The sequence below is a fragment of the Trichocoleus sp. FACHB-40 genome (assembly GCF_014695915.1).
Classification (GTDB): Bacteria; Cyanobacteriota; Cyanobacteriia; order Cyanobacteriales; family FACHB-T130; genus Funiculus; species Funiculus sociatus.
In genome coordinates this window covers 70,841-87,591 of the sequence record NZ_JACJPF010000036.1, presented here as the reverse complement: position 1 = coordinate 87,591, position 16,751 = coordinate 70,841, and the positions used below count along the sequence as shown (strand labels likewise).

Annotated in this window: 13 protein-coding genes and 1 tRNA gene; 6 read left to right on the top strand and 8 right to left on the bottom strand. The window is 45.1% G+C overall.

Annotated elements, in window-relative coordinates; translation table 11 throughout:
* Positions 1 to 103 precede the first annotated feature (103 nt).
* Positions 104 to 1,450, top strand: coding sequence for an FADH(2)-oxidizing methylenetetrahydrofolate--tRNA-(uracil(54)-C(5))-methyltransferase TrmFO (gene trmFO / locus H6F63_RS04960; protein ID WP_190635376.1), 1,347 nt, complete (start codon positions 104 to 106; stop codon positions 1,448 to 1,450).
* Positions 1,451 to 1,514: 64 nt separating this feature from the next.
* On the opposite strand, the gene H6F63_RS04955 is transcribed toward trmFO, so the two are convergent.
* Complete coding sequence (locus H6F63_RS04955; protein WP_190420590.1) at positions 1,515 to 1,676, bottom strand: hypothetical protein; 162 nt, start codon at positions 1,674 to 1,676, stop codon at positions 1,515 to 1,517.
* 409 nt (positions 1,677 to 2,085) lie between these two features.
* Between H6F63_RS04955 and H6F63_RS04950 the strand changes: the two genes are divergently transcribed.
* Together H6F63_RS04950 and H6F63_RS04945 are read left to right on the top strand one after the other, a co-directional pair.
* On the top strand, positions 2,086 to 3,228 hold the full coding sequence (locus H6F63_RS04950; protein WP_347276774.1) for a peptidoglycan DD-metalloendopeptidase family protein: 1,143 nt from the start codon (positions 2,086 to 2,088) through the stop codon (positions 3,226 to 3,228).
* A 27-nt stretch (positions 3,229 to 3,255) separates the two neighbouring features.
* A tRNA-Arg gene (locus tag H6F63_RS04945) sits at positions 3,256 to 3,328 on the top strand.
* An 84-nt stretch (positions 3,329 to 3,412) separates the two neighbouring features.
* Here H6F63_RS04945 and H6F63_RS04940 read toward each other — a convergent pair.
* The 5 genes from H6F63_RS04940 to H6F63_RS04920 all read right to left on the bottom strand — a co-directional run bounded on the left by H6F63_RS04940 (position 3,413) and on the right by H6F63_RS04920 (position 7,803).
* Positions 3,413 to 3,583, bottom strand: a complete 171-nt coding sequence (locus tag H6F63_RS04940; protein WP_190635372.1) for a hypothetical protein — start codon at positions 3,581 to 3,583, stop codon at positions 3,413 to 3,415.
* Positions 3,584 to 4,303 (bottom strand): class I SAM-dependent methyltransferase, encoded by a 720-nt coding sequence (locus H6F63_RS04935; RefSeq protein WP_190635371.1) that lies wholly within the window; start codon positions 4,301 to 4,303, stop codon positions 3,584 to 3,586.
* 506 nt (positions 4,304 to 4,809) lie between these two features.
* Positions 4,810 to 6,375, bottom strand: coding sequence for a circadian clock protein KaiC (kaiC, locus tag H6F63_RS04930; protein WP_190420594.1), 1,566 nt, complete (start codon positions 6,373 to 6,375; stop codon positions 4,810 to 4,812).
* Between the two features lie 122 nt (positions 6,376 to 6,497).
* Positions 6,498 to 6,812, bottom strand: a complete 315-nt coding sequence (kaiB, locus tag H6F63_RS04925; protein ID WP_190635369.1) for a circadian clock protein KaiB — start codon at positions 6,810 to 6,812, stop codon at positions 6,498 to 6,500.
* 76 nt (positions 6,813 to 6,888) lie between these two features.
* Entirely contained in the window at positions 6,889 to 7,803 is a 915-nt protein-coding gene (locus H6F63_RS04920) for a circadian clock protein KaiA (protein ID WP_190635367.1), read from the bottom strand.
* Positions 7,804 to 8,131: 328 nt separating this feature from the next.
* Here H6F63_RS04920 and H6F63_RS04915 point away from each other — a divergent pair, with 328 nt between their 5' ends.
* From H6F63_RS04915 to H6F63_RS04905, 3 genes are all read left to right on the top strand, one after another.
* Positions 8,132 to 11,353: a hybrid sensor histidine kinase/response regulator gene (locus H6F63_RS04915; protein ID WP_190635365.1), complete on the top strand. Its 3,222-nt coding sequence runs from the start codon at positions 8,132 to 8,134 to the stop codon at positions 11,351 to 11,353.
* A gap of 302 nt (positions 11,354 to 11,655) precedes the next feature.
* A complete protein-coding gene (locus H6F63_RS04910) occupies positions 11,656 to 12,660 on the top strand; it encodes a hypothetical protein (protein WP_190635363.1) in 1,005 nt (334 codons plus the stop codon).
* A gap of 52 nt (positions 12,661 to 12,712) precedes the next feature.
* Positions 12,713 to 13,789 carry a hypothetical protein gene (locus H6F63_RS04905; protein ID WP_190635361.1) on the top strand — a complete coding sequence of 359 codons (1,077 nt, stop codon included), beginning with the start codon at positions 12,713 to 12,715 and terminating at the stop codon, positions 13,787 to 13,789.
* Positions 13,790 to 13,857: 68 nt separating this feature from the next.
* On the opposite strand, the gene H6F63_RS04900 is transcribed toward H6F63_RS04905, so the two are convergent.
* Positions 13,858 to 15,774: a glycosyltransferase family 39 protein gene (locus H6F63_RS04900; protein ID WP_190635359.1), complete on the bottom strand. Its 1,917-nt coding sequence runs from the start codon at positions 15,772 to 15,774 to the stop codon at positions 13,858 to 13,860.
* 235 nt (positions 15,775 to 16,009) lie between these two features.
* Positions 16,010 to 16,657, bottom strand: a complete 648-nt coding sequence (locus H6F63_RS04895) for a hypothetical protein (RefSeq protein WP_199297687.1) — start codon at positions 16,655 to 16,657, stop codon at positions 16,010 to 16,012.
* Between the last annotated feature and the right edge of the window lie 94 nt (positions 16,658 to 16,751).

Here is a 16,751-nt window from a genome sequence, read left to right as displayed (position 1 = left end):
GTTAATTTGGTTTTTTAAGGTAATTCGCTAAGGATTTCTTTGCGTTCCTTTGCGTACACCTTTGCGTTAAAAGAAAATCCGCACTAGGGATGGAAAGATTTAGATGGATCAACAACCAATTCAAGTTATAGGCGGCGGTTTAGCGGGGACGGAAGCAGCGTGGCAAATTGCCAATGCTGGGTTGCCTGTAGTGCTGCACGAAATGCGCCCCAAGCGGTTTAGTCCTGCCCATCACTCAGAACATTTGGCGGAATTGGTGTGCAGTAATTCCTTTGGGGCAATGTCAAGCGATCGCGCTGCTGGTCTTTTACACGAAGAACTGCGTCGCCTCAACTCAATAATCATTGGCAAAGCTGACGAACACGCCGTTCCTGCTGGTGGTGCTTTAGCCGTTGACCGGGGAAAATTTAGCAGCGAACTAACAGAAACTCTTGCTTCTCACCCTAATTTAGAGTTGCGGCGCGGCGAATTGCCGCAAATCCCTACAGAAGGCATTACAGTTCTCACTACTGGCCCTCTAACTTCCCCCGATTTGGCGGCAGATTTGCAACGCTTCACGGGCATGGAATACATGAGTTTTTTCGATGCCGCCAGCCCGATTGTGGTGGGAGAATCGATTAATCGTGACATTGCTTTCCTCGCTTCTCGCTACGACAAGGGAGACGCTGCTTATCTCAATTGCCCGATGAATAAAGAGCAGTATCTACATTTCCGGGAGGAACTCTGCAAGGCTGAACAGACGGAATTGAAAGACTTTGAACGGGAGACGGCAAAGTTTTTTGAGGCTTGTCTGCCAATTGAGGAACTGGCGCAACGGGGAGAAGATACCATGCGCTATGGCCCTCTGAAGCCTGTGGGATTGTTTGATGCCCGCAAAGGTGATTTCCGCGCCCCAGAAAATCAGTCGCAACGTCCTTATGCGGTGATACAGTTGCGCCAAGAAGATAAGGCGGGGCAACTCTGGAATATGGTGGGATTTCAGACGAATTTGCGCTGGGGCGAGCAGAAACGGGTGTTTAGCTTGATTCCAGGCTTGGAAAATGCGGAGTTTGTGCGGTTGGGCGTGATGCACCGCAACACGTTTATTAATGCGCCGCAGTTGTTAAAGCCTTCTTTACAATTTCACAACCGCCCTACGTTGCTTGCAGCAGGGCAGTTGGTGGGAACTGAGGGTTACACGGCGGCGGCGGCTGGCGGTTGGCTGGCGGGGACGAATGCGGTGCGAATTGCTTTGGGTAAAGAACCGCTGACGCTACCAACTACGACGATGATGGGGGCGTTGTTTGAGTTTATTAGTTCGGCTTCACCAAAGCATTTTCAGCCGATGCCACCCAATTTTGGCATTTTGCCGGAATTGCCTGTAAGGATTCGCAATAAGCAGGAGCGATATGGCGCTTACCGCGATCGCGCTTTTGCTGATCTCGCTAGTTGGAAGTCTGCCATAGGTTAATCTCTCGTTCCCAGTCAGATGCTGGGAACGAGAAATTTGCATTTAAGTGTCTTTTCTGAGCATATTAATAGCCGATGAGTCCATAATAATAACTTACAGCCAAAATCAGAATTGTTAAAACTCCAATCGTAGTGCTGATGACAAATTGCTTAGATGTTTTTTGATTGAGTTCCTTTTTACTTTCACCTACAGCATTTTGGGAATTTGTTGTTTTGTCAGTGGTCATTGTTGTTAATCGCTTATACTTATTTATTACCTAGTTTGCTTTAACTGCAAAAAACTTCATCTAACTTTAGGGCTATCAAAAAACGGTGTACAAAGATACCTAACAGTTTTAAGTTTTTTATTTCGTTACGCAGCTTGTAGAAATGGCTATTTGTGGTATATTTATATAATGGAAATCTGTGCGCTCAGGTAAATGTTTAAATAACCCACATCGCTTCAACTGGTGGGGCAGGCGGTCTTTCCGGCGACTAGAGATGACCAAAGCTTTATTTCCCAATCAAAGCCAGAATTATTACCTTTTGCTGCCTTTGTGTCTTGCCCGAAGATTTGGGGAGACAAAGCTACACCGAAATTTCGGACGCTTTTTAAGCTTTGTTGGGGGTATTGCCCTTTGCTTTTCCCTGTGGCTAATGCTATCAATGCCCGTGAAGGCTGAATCTCCCACGCCGCCCCCAGTCACGGTGGACACGTTGAAGCAGATGCAGCAACAGTTAGATCGACAAAGGTCTAATTTTTCCCAAGAAAGCGAGCGCTTACAAAAACTCGAAAAAGCCGCACAGGGACAACGGGGCAAAGTACAGCAAAATATTAACTTAACCGACACCAAAATCAACGATTACCAGTCCCAATTACAACAAGCCACCCAAACATTAAAAAAGTTACAAAACCAGTTATTTTTCGCCCAAAGGGATTATCAACAAAAGCAAGCCGCCACCATCGCCAGATTGCGTTTCCTGCAACGCCAGAACCTAACTAACCAAGGCTGGAATATCCTGCTTTCTAGCCAGAATTTTAATCAATTTTTTGACCGCCGTCGTCAGATAAAATTAGTGTTTCAGGCAGACAGGCAAATTTTAAGCAACCTGAAAGCCGAATCAGATAAAATCAACAGCCAGAAAATCGCAGTCGAACAGCAGGAAAATCAAATTGCCCTGATTAGCCAGCAGCTACTGCTACAAAAAGCAGACTTTATGGCACAGGGACAGGTGCAGGAACAACTGATTGAACGCCTTAATAGCAACAGACAAGCCTTAGAAGCTGCCGAGAGAGTTTTGGCAGAAGATTCCCAAGGCATCGCCACCTTGATTCAAAAACGGGTTGCAGAAGCTAAAGCAAAAGAAGCTGCCGAAAAAGCTATTCTGCGCGGCGACGACATTAAGCGTAGCACTGGTGGCATCTTCGGATATCCCAGCGATGCCGCAATTAGCAGCAACTTTGGCTGGCGGATACACCCAATTCTAGGCTACCGCCGCTTACATTCCGGTCTTGACTTTGGGGCAAGCTATGGCAGCACCATCCGCGCCGCCGAGAGTGGAGAAGTGATTTTTGCCGGTTGGTATGGCGGTTACGGCAAAGCAGTGATAATCAACCACGGCAAGGGTATTACGACTTTATACGCTCACTCTAGCCAACTCTATGTATCTGAGGGACAATTTGTGAGAAGAGGAGATGCGATCGCATCTGTTGGTTCCACCGGATTTTCCACAGGCCCCCACCTCCATTTCGAGGTACGAAAAAATGGCGAACCAGTAGACCCCATCAATTACCTCTAACAGTGCTATACTTATCCAAAGATATCAGGGCACGTAGCTCAGTGGATAGAGCACCAGATTCCGGTTCTGGGTGTCGGGGGTTCAAATCCCTCCGTGCTCGTTTAATGCAATAGCGAAACCCAACAAATCGCTAAAACTAAGCCCGCGCAAGCGGGCTTAGTTTATTCGCCCTTGACTTTAGTCGTCAGGCGTTTTTCCCAAAAATTAGACAAGCCCCAATACTTCTATGCTCCACAAGCCAAGCCATTGCCTTCGCAACGGCTAAAATATCTTGAGGCTGCTTTTGGGCAGTCTTTGCCCCTGTAACCGCACCCTTGACGATGACAGCTATTAACCGAGAAGTATAGAAGCCCATCTAAACTTTGCTGTAAACGCTATAACCACAAGCTAAAAACTCTTTCAAAAATTTGGGAGGATTTATTTCCTTATTGATGTCATTAGAGACACGCATCCCCACGTTCCCAAATTTTTCTTGCAGCAAAGCCGGTTTATGCGGTTTGATAGTATATTGGGGACACTTCTGCGATAATTGAGAATTTTTCAACAAACGCTTTATCTCACGTAAAGAATATTGCTTTAAATGACCGAAATCGAGTTTGGATTTCCTCGTTTTATGCAAAACGTTATCCAAAATATTCATCGGACAGTAGCGATTGTAGAATAAATCTTCAAATACAAAAACTCCCCCCGGCTTGATAACGCGAGCAATCTCTGCCAGATTGTGTTTTAGTTGCTCTGTTTCTAAACTCAAAAAAATACTACTTGCTCTAACAAAATCTATTGAGTTGTCCTCAAATGGCAACTTATCCCCGGCGATACAAATTAAAGAGAACTCTGCTGAGGGAAACAAATTATATGCTCTTTTATACCCCAGCATACGCCGCAGAAGACTCTCGGAAATATCTATTCCATAATATTTGTTGCAGGTAATCTTTTTCTGTTTTGAAAGATAGGCAGCAAGTCTGCCATATCCACAACCTAGATCCAAAATTGAATCAAAATGTTTACCAATAGGTAGGGGTTCCCAAACTTCCCCAAAACTTCCTAGAGACTCTGCTGTTTGCTCCCATTGCACTACAGCTGTTTCCCACAACAACTGCTTGAGTTTCCACATGGAACTAGCTTCATAGTTTTTGGGAAAATATATCTCTTGAACCAGTTGAAAATCGCTTAACTGAAGTTGAGATTCTGCGAGTGTAACCACTTGAATATACCTCCCCTGTAGCTTTGGCGGAATACGAAGAACCTGTATCCTTACCCTAGCCGCCTAAAGATCGGGTATTTACGTAAAAATGCGGATTGACATCAATTGCATTTTAATTTCTATTTGAAAAATTTTGCTATAGCTAAAACCCATCTTCACTTAATCTTTAAGTAGGAAGCTAACTGAAGGCAGAATTATGAAGTTTGTGTAAAGTGTAGTTGTAATTACCAATAACCGGAATTCAGGATCTTTCATTAAAATCAAGGCTGACAGGCAATTGAAAAAGCTATACTATCTCAACTGAGGTTATTACTAGGTAAAGATTTGCTTATATCCGTATTATTGCGGATATAAGCCCTTAACTGACAGACCCAAGGTTAAATTACCGTATCGCTACTATTGTCCCTCATCCCTCGAACAATGCGGGATAATTCGCTCTTTTCGTCAACCGCAATCCGAGTGGGTGAGCCACTGATAATTCTTTCGTAATTACGGAAAGAATCTTTAATTTCAGCTCCCTCATCAGTGATAGTGTACTCGCGGATACCTTTTTCGTGCCAAGAACCCCGCATCTTGAAGACATTGATAGCACGGGACATTTCACCGCGAATTTCCACATATTGCAGCATCAAAATCGTGTCTGTAATCGTGGAAATATGGGAATCCGTAATCGAATGGGAACCCATAAATTGGTCGGTGGTGTTGGTAAAAAAGCCAGTAATTTCCTCTTGCTTGGCATAACCAGTAACGCCAATTACAAACTGCCGGAAGGCATTACTGCTAACCCCGCGTGCTAAAGCAGACAGAGAATCAATGGCAATGCGACACGGCTTGAATTCAGCAATTTCTGATTTAATAATTTGCAAATGGTCTTCTAACCCAGCCGACTCTGGATAAGTACAGAGAATTTTTAGCAAACCTTTTTGCTCCATCTCCTCAAAATCAATGCCCCAAGAATAAGCATTGCGAGAAAGTTGGGCGCGAGATTCTTCATAGGCAAACAAGATGGCACGTTCGTCCCTAAGGCAGGCATTTTCCAAAAATTTGCTTACTAAAAGCGTTTTTCCTGTACCTGTAGCACCTGTTGCCAAAATAATCGAATCTTTGAAGAATCCACCACCACACATTTCATCGAGGGTTTTGACACCAGAAGACACCCGAATATTGGAAGAACGCTGGGTGAGTCGCATTGCTCCTAGTGGGAAGATATTGATTCCATTATTGGTAATGGTGAAAGGGTATTCGCCTTTCATATGGGTAGTACCGCGAAGTTTAAGAATTTCAATGGTGCGGCGGCGACGTTCTCCTTCCAAAACGTTACGAACAATGGCTACGTTATCAGAAACAAATTCTTCTACCCCAAATCGCGCCACTTGACCATATTCCTCAATCCTTTCTGTCGTCATTATGGTGGTGACACCAATTTGTTTGAGCCGGGCTACCAATCTAAAAATTTCCCGTCGTACCAGCCCTGCGGCATCATATTGCTGAAAAATAGCTGTTACAGAATCAACGGAAACCCGCTTGGCTTTGTATTTACGAATGGCATACTGAATGCGCTCAATTAAGGCGGAAAGGTCAAAGTTACCGACAACTTCCTGTCCTTCAGGATCGGGAGAAGCATCCAGAATAAATAGCTGGCCTTGATCTATTAATTTCTGTAAATCCCAACCAAAGCTGGAGGCATTTTTTATGATGTCTGTGGGAGATTCTTCAAAAGTAACAAATACGCCAGACTCATCAAACTGAGTAATACCGTTGTAGAGAAACTGAACTGCAAACAAGGTTTTACCAGTTCCGGATGTGCCGCTGAATAAGGTGGTTCTCCCCAGTGGTAAGCCTCCATGACTAATGTCATCGAAGCCTTCAATCATTGTGCGAATTTTTTGGACTCCTAGCGGTGCCAATTCGTCTTTATGCTCGCTGGGATTAGTTTGATTCATCACTTGAGTCAAAAAAATAAGAGATTAGCAGGAACTGAGTAAGGGCTATAGACCAGTCAAAAGTTTAAAGGCGCAAGTACCTCTGGTTGTAAGGGTTTATTACTAATACACCCGGATATAATTTATAAATCTGATTCGGCTTCGCTGAGTTCTTCATAGAGAAGATCCAATCCGACTAATACCTTTTCTCTATCCGAAAGATCCCCGATGATTCTGCGGACTGGTGGAGGTAATACTTTTGCCAAAGTCGGCGTGGCTAAGATTTTATCTTCTTCAGCCAGTTGGGGATTTTTGAGAACATCAATCACTTTCAGGGCATAGACACCCTGGAACTCTTGTTCCAAGATATTTTTGAGCGTTTTTAAAGCCCGTACTGAGTTGGGAGTATTTCCAGCAACGTAGAGCTTAAGAACATAGGTTTTCTTCAGGGCGGTCATAAATTAGCAATTGAGGACTTGGAAAAAGAATTAAAACTTAAAATTTAACTTTTTTAAATTCTGAATTTTAAATTAGTTAGGACTCTCTGGGAATGGAACGGCGATACATTTCGCACAGATGAGCAATGACATCAATCAAGGTCAGACGATAGTCTAATAATATTTCTTCGCTCCGCCCTTCTAGTTGCAAGTATTTGGAGAATTCATCCATTAATTCCATATGAATCTCGACAATTTGAGACACTGACATATCGGCAAAAAAAGCCACAGTGACAAATTGATCGATGGCTTGATTCAGTGTACTCTCTTTGGAGAAGTAATTTATGACAATCTGGCGATATTCGGCTTTGAGTTGGTTTAAAAGTTCTTGCCTTTCAGTTCGCGATAGATGACGGAAAAAAGCCTGGGAATTTCTCTTGTAGTACACGCCTAAATACCCTAATCGTTCCTGAAGTTTTTCAGCTAGCCGACGCTGCTGTAGCATTAGGAAACTTTGAGTATTTAGCTCAGTAACGGGATCGAGGCTGGCGGAAAGGTCAGGGAGAAGACAGCTGGGTGCTAGGGTGAGGAATCGAGCGATCGCTTGCTCAATCAACAGCGTCATCTTGTTAGCTTGTGCGGTTACATGAACTTCCGCAGGGTGGTACAGATAAGTCCCCAACGATTGGTTAGCATCAGCGACGCTACTTACGTTACTCGGCTTATCTGTAATCACCGCATAATTACTGAGTTCATGAGATACCTTCTTGAAAATTACGATTGGCAGCAGAGTGCCTTGTTCGTACAATTTGTTAAACAGGGGTAGCAACTCGCCTTCCTCCTGTAAAACCAAACAATCGATTTCCTGCTTGTGTTGCTCGATTTTGGCAAAAAACTCAGATAAGGAACTCGCCTGAGTTACAAGATAGCGATCGCTGCTCAAATTGTCCCTCACGGACTTAGCCAGCGATTCATTAGACACAAAGGTACAAATAGACAGGGGTGAATCCAAAACCTTAGTCAGTGTAATAAATTAATGTAGTGTGTCCATTGAGACATCCTTCACGAGGAGGATTTCTTACCGGAATCGTTTAGAAACTACTTAATAATAATTTAAACATTAATCGAATTGTAATTAATTGTAAGTATGACTATCTGGGAGTCGCCTGGATGGAGCCATAATTAAGCAGAACCTCTACTTTCATATTCCATAAGAAACTGCGCGATCGCCAGTTTTTTTTTAAAGCCAACTTTTTTGGCAGAAGGCAGGAGAAACCCCTACCGAGAAGCCAAGGAAGTACGTCCGCGCAGAAGTCACTCTCCCAAGAGCCAGGTTTGTCATGTTCATTACCAATCCCAGTCTAAAGGAATTTATTGAACGAGTTCCTGTTTGCGAACAAACAGCTGCCTTCGCATCTCTTTTAGAGATTTTTCGCTCTGGCGGTTGCGATCGCGTGGTGGTGGTGAGCGAACAACAACACCCGCTAGGAGTAGTAAACCTCCGGGCAATTATGCCTCATCTGATCGTAAAAAACCAGTTTAAGAAGCAAGATTACCTAATTGCGGGGGTAGCAATCGATTTGCAGCAACCCCTGTGCGAGCTGGATTTGCCGCTGATTGAAAAAGTGGCAACCTTGCCTGCTTGGATTTCTTTAAGCCAGTTCTGGCTGTATTTGCGTTCTTCTAATTCCCAAACACATCTCCCAAACTGGGCTGTAGTCGATCCCTCAGATAAATTCTTGGGTTTGTTGGATAGCCAACGTCTGGTGAAATTTCTGGCAACTATAGAAGAAATTCCAGGGGAAATGGAGCAAAGGAGCCGAGGAACCCAGGAACCCAAGAACAAAGGAACTCAGGAGAATTGGAACGCAGGGGAATTGGAATCTACTTCCCCTACTGGCTGTACCAAAGAGTCCCTAGTTCAACTCTTGGAACAACTGCCTTTGCCCTTGAGGTTGCAAACGATAACTGGGCAAATTATCGCCCAAAATCTGACCTGGAGACAGCAGATAGGAGAAAGTCTTGACCCTCACCTAGAAGAGCCTGAAGCACCTGTCTTAATAGATTCCTTGTGGCAACAGGAGTTAGTGGGCGTAAGTTCTAGCGGCACCGCAGGAGAATTTGTAAATTGGTGGGAAGGTGCCGACCAGACAAATCACCATCAAATGTCAGCGACAGAAGCAACCATTGCCTCTAGGGAAACAACTTCTTGGGAGGTGGTGACGCAAAATCCAACTACAAAAAAGATAGGCGATCGCCTCTGGCAATTTGTCACAATTCCCCTGCGTCAAAACAGCACTAACGTAGAGGAGAAGAGCATCCGGGTATCCGAGTGGGAAAACCTACAACACTACAACACTACAACGCCCCTGCATTCGCTCAGCCCTGACCTCTCGCTGATGATGGCAACCGACGTAACAGAGCAGCACATCTTCGCCAAGGAATTAGCAGCTAAAAATGCCGATTTAGTCCAACTCAACCGGATGAAGGATGAGTTTTTAGCCTGTATCAGCCACGAACTCAAAACCCCCCTGACGAGCGTACTGGGTTTAGCCAGCTTGCTGAAAGATCAGTTAATCGGGCAGCTGAATGAACGTCAGGCACGTTATGCACGACTGATTCATCAGAGTGGGCGACAGTTGATGACGGTAGTCAACGATATTTTAGATTTGACCCGGATGGAGACAGGCCAGCTGGAACTGACACCAGAGCCAGTGCATATTCCCACAGTATGCGATCGCGCCATTACTCAAGCGCGACAACTCCAGCCAGGTAAAGAACCATTGGAAACTGATCTTCAACAAGAAGAAATCAGCTTCACACTCTGCATAGAACCCGAATTAGAAACAATGGTGGCAGACGAATTGCGCCTGCGCCAGATGCTAACTCACCTGCTTTCCAACGCCCTCAAATTTACTGAGTCTGGAGGCGCAATCGGTCTGAAAGTAGCTTGTTGGGAAGGCTGGATTGCTTTTACTATCTGGGATACTGGCATTGGCATCCCTGAAGCAAAACAGCATTTAATCTTTCAGAAATTTCAACAGTTGGAAGATACCCTCACCCGCAGATTTGATGGTACAGGTTTGGGACTTGCTTTAACCCAACGCCTTGCTCACCTGCACGGCGGAGATATTTCGTTTATCTCCAAAGTTGGTCAGGGAAGTCAATTTACTCTGCTACTACCTCCTGTTCCACCACCCAATTCTAAAAAGCTGGGGACTGAGCAAGATTATTCCCAACCCCCAATTTCTAATAAACAAAAATCCAAAGCCCAAAATCCCAAATTTAGCAATCGGTTAATCTTAATTGTCGAAGCTGTACCCCAGTACATCGAAGATTTAACCCAGCAACTGACAGGTTTGGGCTATCGATACGCGATCGCTCGTTCCGGTACAGAAGCAATCGAAAAAGCACGGCAGTTGCAGCCACAAGCCTTACTGCTCAATCCCTTACTACCCCTGCTTTCCGGCTGGGACGTTTTGACTCTGCTCAAATCAGATGAACAAACCCGTCACATCCCAGTCCTCGTGACAGCAAGCCAAGGAGAAAAGGAGCAAGCATCCGCCAACCGCGCAGATGGCTTTTTAACCCTGCCAGTACAGACAGAAGCATTACGACACAGCCTGATTAGCTTAAAAGCACCTGAAACTCCTACCCCCAGTCTGACGATTTTGCATCTTACCTTTGAGGAGCAAGCAGCAATAGAATTCTCACCTACAGCACTGGGGCTGTCGCCAAAGCACCGGGTTCTCGAAGCCGACGATATAGAGCAGGCAGAACTTTTGGTGCGTGTTTGGCACCCGAATGTCGTCATCCTCGATGGTGCTGGTTTAGAAGACCCTCTGGCTTACTTAAAGGAGCTTTCGTTAACTGATCTTGCCTCTTTACCCTTAATAACCTTAGACCGCCAGACTACTCAAGCGGCAAATCAAGTTACTGGTCTTTCCGTATTTCCGTGTTTAGCATCAGATCGCCATGAGAATATGGATGCCTTATTGCAGGTGATTCAAGTTGCTGCTGGCATCAGCTGCCAATCAAATATTTTAGTTGTGGATGCCCGAAGTCTCACCGATGTGTTCTCCCCCACCGAAGAAATTGGGGAATCGAGAATAGATGCAGGCGCAAATACTTCTCCCTACGACCGTACAGGCGAAGCATTTGACCCCCAATTTGTGGCTAGCCCCCAAATTAGCAGCTCAAATGGTTCCCCTCTGCTGCACTATCTGGAAAGCGCAGGGTTTAAAAGTTTACTCTCGCGTTCTTGGGCGGAAGTATGCCGTCAACTGCAACACCAAAACGTAGACTTACTGCTCATCGATCTGGCGGACATCAAGCCTTATCCAGCACTGGTGGAAGCTTTGACCTCCTTAAAGCAGATGCCTGCTCTACCGCCCATTTTGGTACTGGATCACCGCTGGGATGGGAGAAATTTGGATGAAGCAACCATTAAGTTTGAGGCAGCCTTGAGAGCGATCGCTACTAAAATTCTCTCAGTACCTCCCTTGTCAATGGCAGAAGTGCTAGACCACATTCACGCCTCCCTCGCCCAAACAAGCTTCTAACCCGCTCTCCCCTCGTTCCCTCCCAGTAGTTGTAGGTTGGGCCCGTGCGACAGCGAAACCCAACACACATAGGCATTAGTTGGGTTTCGTACCTCAACCCAACCTACGCAGGTCTTTGATTTTTAACTCTAAGCAATTTTATACACATCTTCTACGTATTTCTTTCCTTGACATTATTGCTAATCCTTGAGTATATTGCACTAGAACAAATGTTCTATTAGAGGACAGCGTTCCCGGACAGATTGCTGCACTCTGCTGTAGGAACACCTGCAACAGAGCAACTTTGTTATGGAGAAAAAAGCATGAATAAAATAGCCTCAAGAGACAGCAAAGAAAAAATTCTTGAAGCCTTCAAGCAGCTTCTAACAGAAAAGAAAAAAATCGAGTCAAAAATAGCCACAAAAGAACAGGAAGCAGAAAAAGAAAAAAACAAAGAAATTCTCCAAGCTGCTTCTACCTATACCGTCGATAGTATTGTCAAAGGTCTAGCCGACCTGCAATTAGAATTTGGCAGCATCGTCACCGGACTCTCCACAAAATTAACAGGAGAGACATCAAAGTTAAACGAACTAAAACGGGCGATAGAAATTGAAACCCAACACTTGCAAGAACTTCAAGAGATCAGAATAGTAGCAGATGCGCTGCACATCTTAACTCAAGAACACCAAGAAAACTTGAAAGCGCTAGAACAAACAACTGCAATTGAACGGGAAGCGCTGGAAAAACAACAAACTATAATCCGCAAATCTTGGCAAAAAGAGCAAGAAGAATACGAAATTGCACTCCAAGAACAAAATGCCTTATTAACCGCAGAACGCCAGCGGGAAACTGAAGATTATCAATACGAATTAGAACGTACTCGAAAGCTGGAAACAGATGAGTACGAAGAAATAAAGCGAAACCTAGAACGGGAATTGCAAGCGTCTGAGAAAGAAAAAGAAAAACAATGGTTAGAACGAGAAAATAATCTAATAGCGCGTCAAGCAGAGTTTCAAGAGCATCAAAAGAAAATAGACGGATTCCCTAAAGAATTGGAGGACGCTGTTAAAAAAGCCAGAGAAGAAGCCATTAAAGACGTTCACCAAGACGCTAAGGTGCAAGCTGATTTGTCTGAGAAAGAGTGGGAAGCGACTAAACAGAGTAATGAATTTAAAATTCAATCTTTGGAACAGACAATTCAAAGACAAATGGAACAGATAACAGAAATTACCGCCCAACTCCAAGCCGCGTCTAAGCAAGCACAAGATATCGCCATGAGAGCTTTTGAAAGTTCCTCTGCTAAGCTGACAACTAAAAGGGAAAATTAAGGGTTAGGGATTGGGGATTGGGGACTGGGAAAAAAAAATTAGGAGATTAGCAATGGCGAGAAAACCTAGCGATAAAAATACCAAGGCTGAAATCTTAGCGGCGTATGAGGAATTAAACAAGGAAAAAGCAGCCATAGAGTCACAACTTAAGCAACTGAATCAAGCTAAACCACCGGCGATTAAAGATAAACAACCATTAGAATCTTGGACAGCTATGAATCAGGGTGCTGCGGCTCAAGAAAAAATGGGTAACGTGATTGAAAGTCTCGCGAAGCTGCAATTAGGCTTTGGTGGCGCTGTCAGTGAATTGTCAGAAAAACTCACATTAGAAGCTTCTAAATTACAAGAATTTAGAAGTAATGTAGAAACAGAGGTTACACAGTTACAAGAGCTGCACTCTCTAGAGATTGAAGAAGGAATGTTGGATACGCTCATCCAACAGTATGAGGAAAGTGCGAAGAACTTTGGCGAGGAACTAAGCCAAAGTCGTGAAACTTTGGAACAACAAACGCTGGAGGAAAAAAACGCTTGGTTCAAAGAGCAAGAAGAACGTAAACGCTTAGTTAAAGAACGAAATGAGACGCTGAATAAAACTCGACAGCGAGATGCAAAAGAATATAAATATGAGCTAGAACTGCAACGCAAACTCAATCAAGATGAGTACGACCAAAACAAGAAAGGATTGTATAAGGAAATAGAAGAGTTCCAGCAAGAAAAAGATAAACAGTGGGCTGAGAGAGAGAAAGCGATCGCTGAACGAGAAAAACAATATGACGAAGCTAAAGCCAAGGTAGAAGCCTTTCCGAAAGAATTGGAAGCCGCTATCAAAAAAGCCAAGGAAGAAGGCAAAGGAATTGCTCATCACCAAGCTAAGATTAAGGCAGATTTGTATGCTAAGGATGTGGAAGTGCAAAAGCGTTTGCACGAACAAAAGATTCAATCCTTAGAGGATACTATTCGCAATCAAGAAGCACGAATTCAAAGCCTCTCTAAACAACTCGACTTTGCCCTCAAACAGGTTCAAGATTTGGCTGTTAAAGCAATTGAAGGTGCCTCAAATGCCAGTTCTTTCCAGTCATTGAAAGAAATTACTCTGGAGCAGGCAAAAACCTTACAGAAAACCAAGTGATATCAAATCTGGTTAATTACGGATAGAACCCCTCCCCGCTGTTCGTGGAGGGGAGCCAGAGCCTTTGATTAATTGGAGCGAGGCGGCTCGCTCCAAGCAACCATTTGTTTCGAGATTCGGATGAGCTGATAAGCACCAACTTTACCTAGAGTTTGGTATTGATGAGGCGCAAGCTTTGTTTGCTGCAAATATTTAGGCTCGGTAAGAATGAGTACCGAAGGTGGCTTAGCTTCAGTGGCTGAGATCGCTTCAATGTATTCCATTGCTGAGCTAGCTTTGGCAAAGTAATTTACCGGACGCTGGGTGTAAAATACTACGCTAGGCTTTTTGAAGCCAATCATAACCATCGGTTCCCCAGGCCGCTCAACTTGAGCCGCGATCGCGCTTAATTCCCGCAACGGCAACTGACGCGCGTTATCCATCATGAAGTAGGCGGGTGTCAACACAAAGATTATAAAAGCCATAAACCCAATCAGATTGGGACTCCAAAGCCAACGCCACGAGCGTCGCCACAACAGCACTGCGGCTGAAACAGCAGCAGCTCCCCAGATGATAAATCCCCGCACTGGCAAACCGGAATTTTGCACCAGTTGCTGCAAATCTGGCACAGCCGGATCGTATCCCAGAAAATTTGGGCTGTATAAAATACCACCAGCAAGCACCGCCAAAAATACTACGTTGACAATGCCACTCCAGAAGAGTCCTTTGTTCTTTGAGGTTGGATGGGAAGGTTGGATGAGAAGGTTGTTAGAATCCAACGTTTGAGCGTTCAAGCTTGACGAATCTTCTGTGACCACAGACAAGGGACGACTAACAAAAGTCATCTGTTCGCTGAACAAAAGCGCTACCAAAATCCCCGCTGCTGGCATCAGGGGCAGCACATAGCTGGGAAGTTTAGTTACTGCAACGGTGAAGAAGCCAAAGATACCAGCAAACCAAAACAGGGCAAACAGACCCAATTGAGCAGAACGCGGTTGTTGACGCCAGCGATCGCGTTTCCAAAAGCGCAGTCGCGCGATCGCTATCGGCAAATAAATCGACCAAGGCGCAAAACCAAGCAGCACCACCAGAAAATAAAAATACCAAGGGGCCCAATGGTCATTCACAACGCCCGTGAAGCGTTCAAAATTGTGATAGCCAAAAAACTTATCTATGTAGGCTTCCCCATTGCGCCAAATTACCAAAACATACCAAGGCACTGCTAGAGCCAGGACAATTGCCAAGCCCCTAATCGGGCGCATCTCCCGTAAAACTTGCCAGAAATTGCCTAGATAAAGTAGAAAAGTCCCAATAATTAGCACTGGCAACACAATTCCCACCGGCCCTTTGGCAAGAATAGCCAAAGCAACCAGCACATAAAACGCCAGATACCAACGTGACTGAATTGCTGGGCGAGACGGCTGAGCATAACCAAGAAAAAAGGATAGGATTGCACAACCCATGCAGCCAGTCAGCAGCATATCAGAAACGCCAGTTCGTCCCCAGACGATCATTTCAGGATTCAGGGCGATCAAAGCTGCACCCAGCAGTGCCGATAGCCACAACTGGGGAGGTGTACGTTTGCCAACGCTAGATTGCCCCGTCGCCACAGCACCAGAAGTAGCCCCAAAGTAACGCAACGTGTAAAAGGCTAACCCAGTCACAGCGATCGCACTCAAAGCAGAAGGCAGCCGCACCGCCCATTCATTCACGCCAACCGATTTATAAGCGATCGCCATCAGCCAATACACTAACGGCGGCTTATCAAAGCGCGTCTCACCATTAAAAAACGGCGTGATCCAATCTCCCGTCACCGTCATCTGGCGGGCAGCTTCCGCAAACAGCGGCTCCGTCTCATCGATAAGACCGATACTGCCTACATTCCACACAAAAGCCAGCCAGCAAACCCCTAGCACCCACAGAATCGATAGCGTCCAAGCAACGCCTGGATGCTTATCCCAATATTTCCACCCACGTCTAAGCGCTTGATCTACCCTAAATTTCATGAAATCCCGAACAGTCCCTCAGTAATGGGCAACCCCAAAGAGCATCTTCCCAGACCTTAATCTATCTGGAAATGCGACGCTCATGCTCAGTTGCAGGGGCTAATACTCTCGCTTGTCCCAGTTGCATTTCCTGACTCTGCCAGTACACGGGAGTTCCCGGTTATTATTCAGAGAAAGTTTGTCAAATTGTCAATTTGAAATATTGTCCGGTTCCAACCAACAACCGATAAAATTCTCATTGTAAAACCAGCTGCCATTCCGACACCTGACTATTCCACACAGGCAAAGGTGTCTCGCCCACAACATAAGGCCCCCAGTATTGGCGGGAGCCATCCTGGGCAAATGCCACCAGAATATCCCCCTTTTTTAGCTGGAAATCACCATTTGGTAGCGATACAATCAGTCCTTGGCTGCCACCTTCCCCAGGCGCAAAATCCCAGTGTGCAGGCTGCACAGAATAGGGGCGGCTGCTAGGTGAAGACAGCCCTGGAACAGAAGAAAATTTAGTCGGTGCCATAGCCGCCAGGAACGCCAGCCGAACCGGGTAATCGGTTTGATTACTCACCCGTAAAACCCCTTGAAGATCCGTGACTACGGCTGGTGGAATGACTGTGGGTGGGGAAACTCGGATAGAGTTCGACAACCCAGAAGTCTTCAGCTTTTCCACGCCTTGAGAATTGAGCAACACCGAAGGCTTAGTTTTCTTTAAAAAGGAGGCATCTGGCGACGCTGACTCAGTTTCTACCTTAAACTGCGTTCCCAACACAAAGAGTCCTAAAAGTAAAGCAATCAGAACTCCAGGGTAAACTTTTAAGCTCAAAAGCTTTTTCATAATTTTTAACTGCTTTACCCCGCACCACTGGCTAGCAATAACTTTCTCCATAACAACAAGCTGCTCTTGGAAGCATCGCCACCCTAATATTATTGAAGCAGGGTTATAGAACGCACGACATCTGAGCATGAAATATTTGCTCAAA

What these genes read in the sequence shown, in the direction of transcription:
- H6F63_RS04940 (WP_190635372.1), bottom strand. Translation starts at nt 3,583, where the DNA reads ATGGGCTTCTATACTTCTCGGTTAATAGCTGTCATCGTCAAGGGTGCG.
- H6F63_RS04950 (WP_347276774.1), top strand. Translation starts at nt 2,086, where the DNA reads ATGCTATCAATGCCCGTGAAGGCTGAATCTCCCACGCCGCCCCCAGTC.
- H6F63_RS04900 (WP_190635359.1), bottom strand. Translation starts at nt 15,774, where the DNA reads ATGAAATTTAGGGTAGATCAAGCGCTTAGACGTGGGTGGAAATATTGG.
- trmFO (WP_190635376.1), top strand. Translation starts at nt 104, where the DNA reads ATGGATCAACAACCAATTCAAGTTATAGGCGGCGGTTTAGCGGGGACG.
- H6F63_RS04955 (WP_190420590.1), bottom strand. Translation starts at nt 1,676, where the DNA reads ATGACCACTGACAAAACAACAAATTCCCAAAATGCTGTAGGTGAAAGT.
- H6F63_RS04915 (WP_190635365.1), top strand. Translation starts at nt 8,132, where the DNA reads ATGTTCATTACCAATCCCAGTCTAAAGGAATTTATTGAACGAGTTCCT.
- H6F63_RS04905 (WP_190635361.1), top strand. Translation starts at nt 12,713, where the DNA reads ATGGCGAGAAAACCTAGCGATAAAAATACCAAGGCTGAAATCTTAGCG.
- kaiC (WP_190420594.1), bottom strand. Translation starts at nt 6,375, where the DNA reads ATGAATCAAACTAATCCCAGCGAGCATAAAGACGAATTGGCACCGCTA.
- kaiB (WP_190635369.1), bottom strand. Translation starts at nt 6,812, where the DNA reads ATGACCGCCCTGAAGAAAACCTATGTTCTTAAGCTCTACGTTGCTGGA.
- H6F63_RS04910 (WP_190635363.1), top strand. Translation starts at nt 11,656, where the DNA reads ATGAATAAAATAGCCTCAAGAGACAGCAAAGAAAAAATTCTTGAAGCC.
- H6F63_RS04895 (WP_199297687.1), bottom strand. Translation starts at nt 16,657, where the DNA reads ATGGAGAAAGTTATTGCTAGCCAGTGGTGCGGGGTAAAGCAGTTAAAA.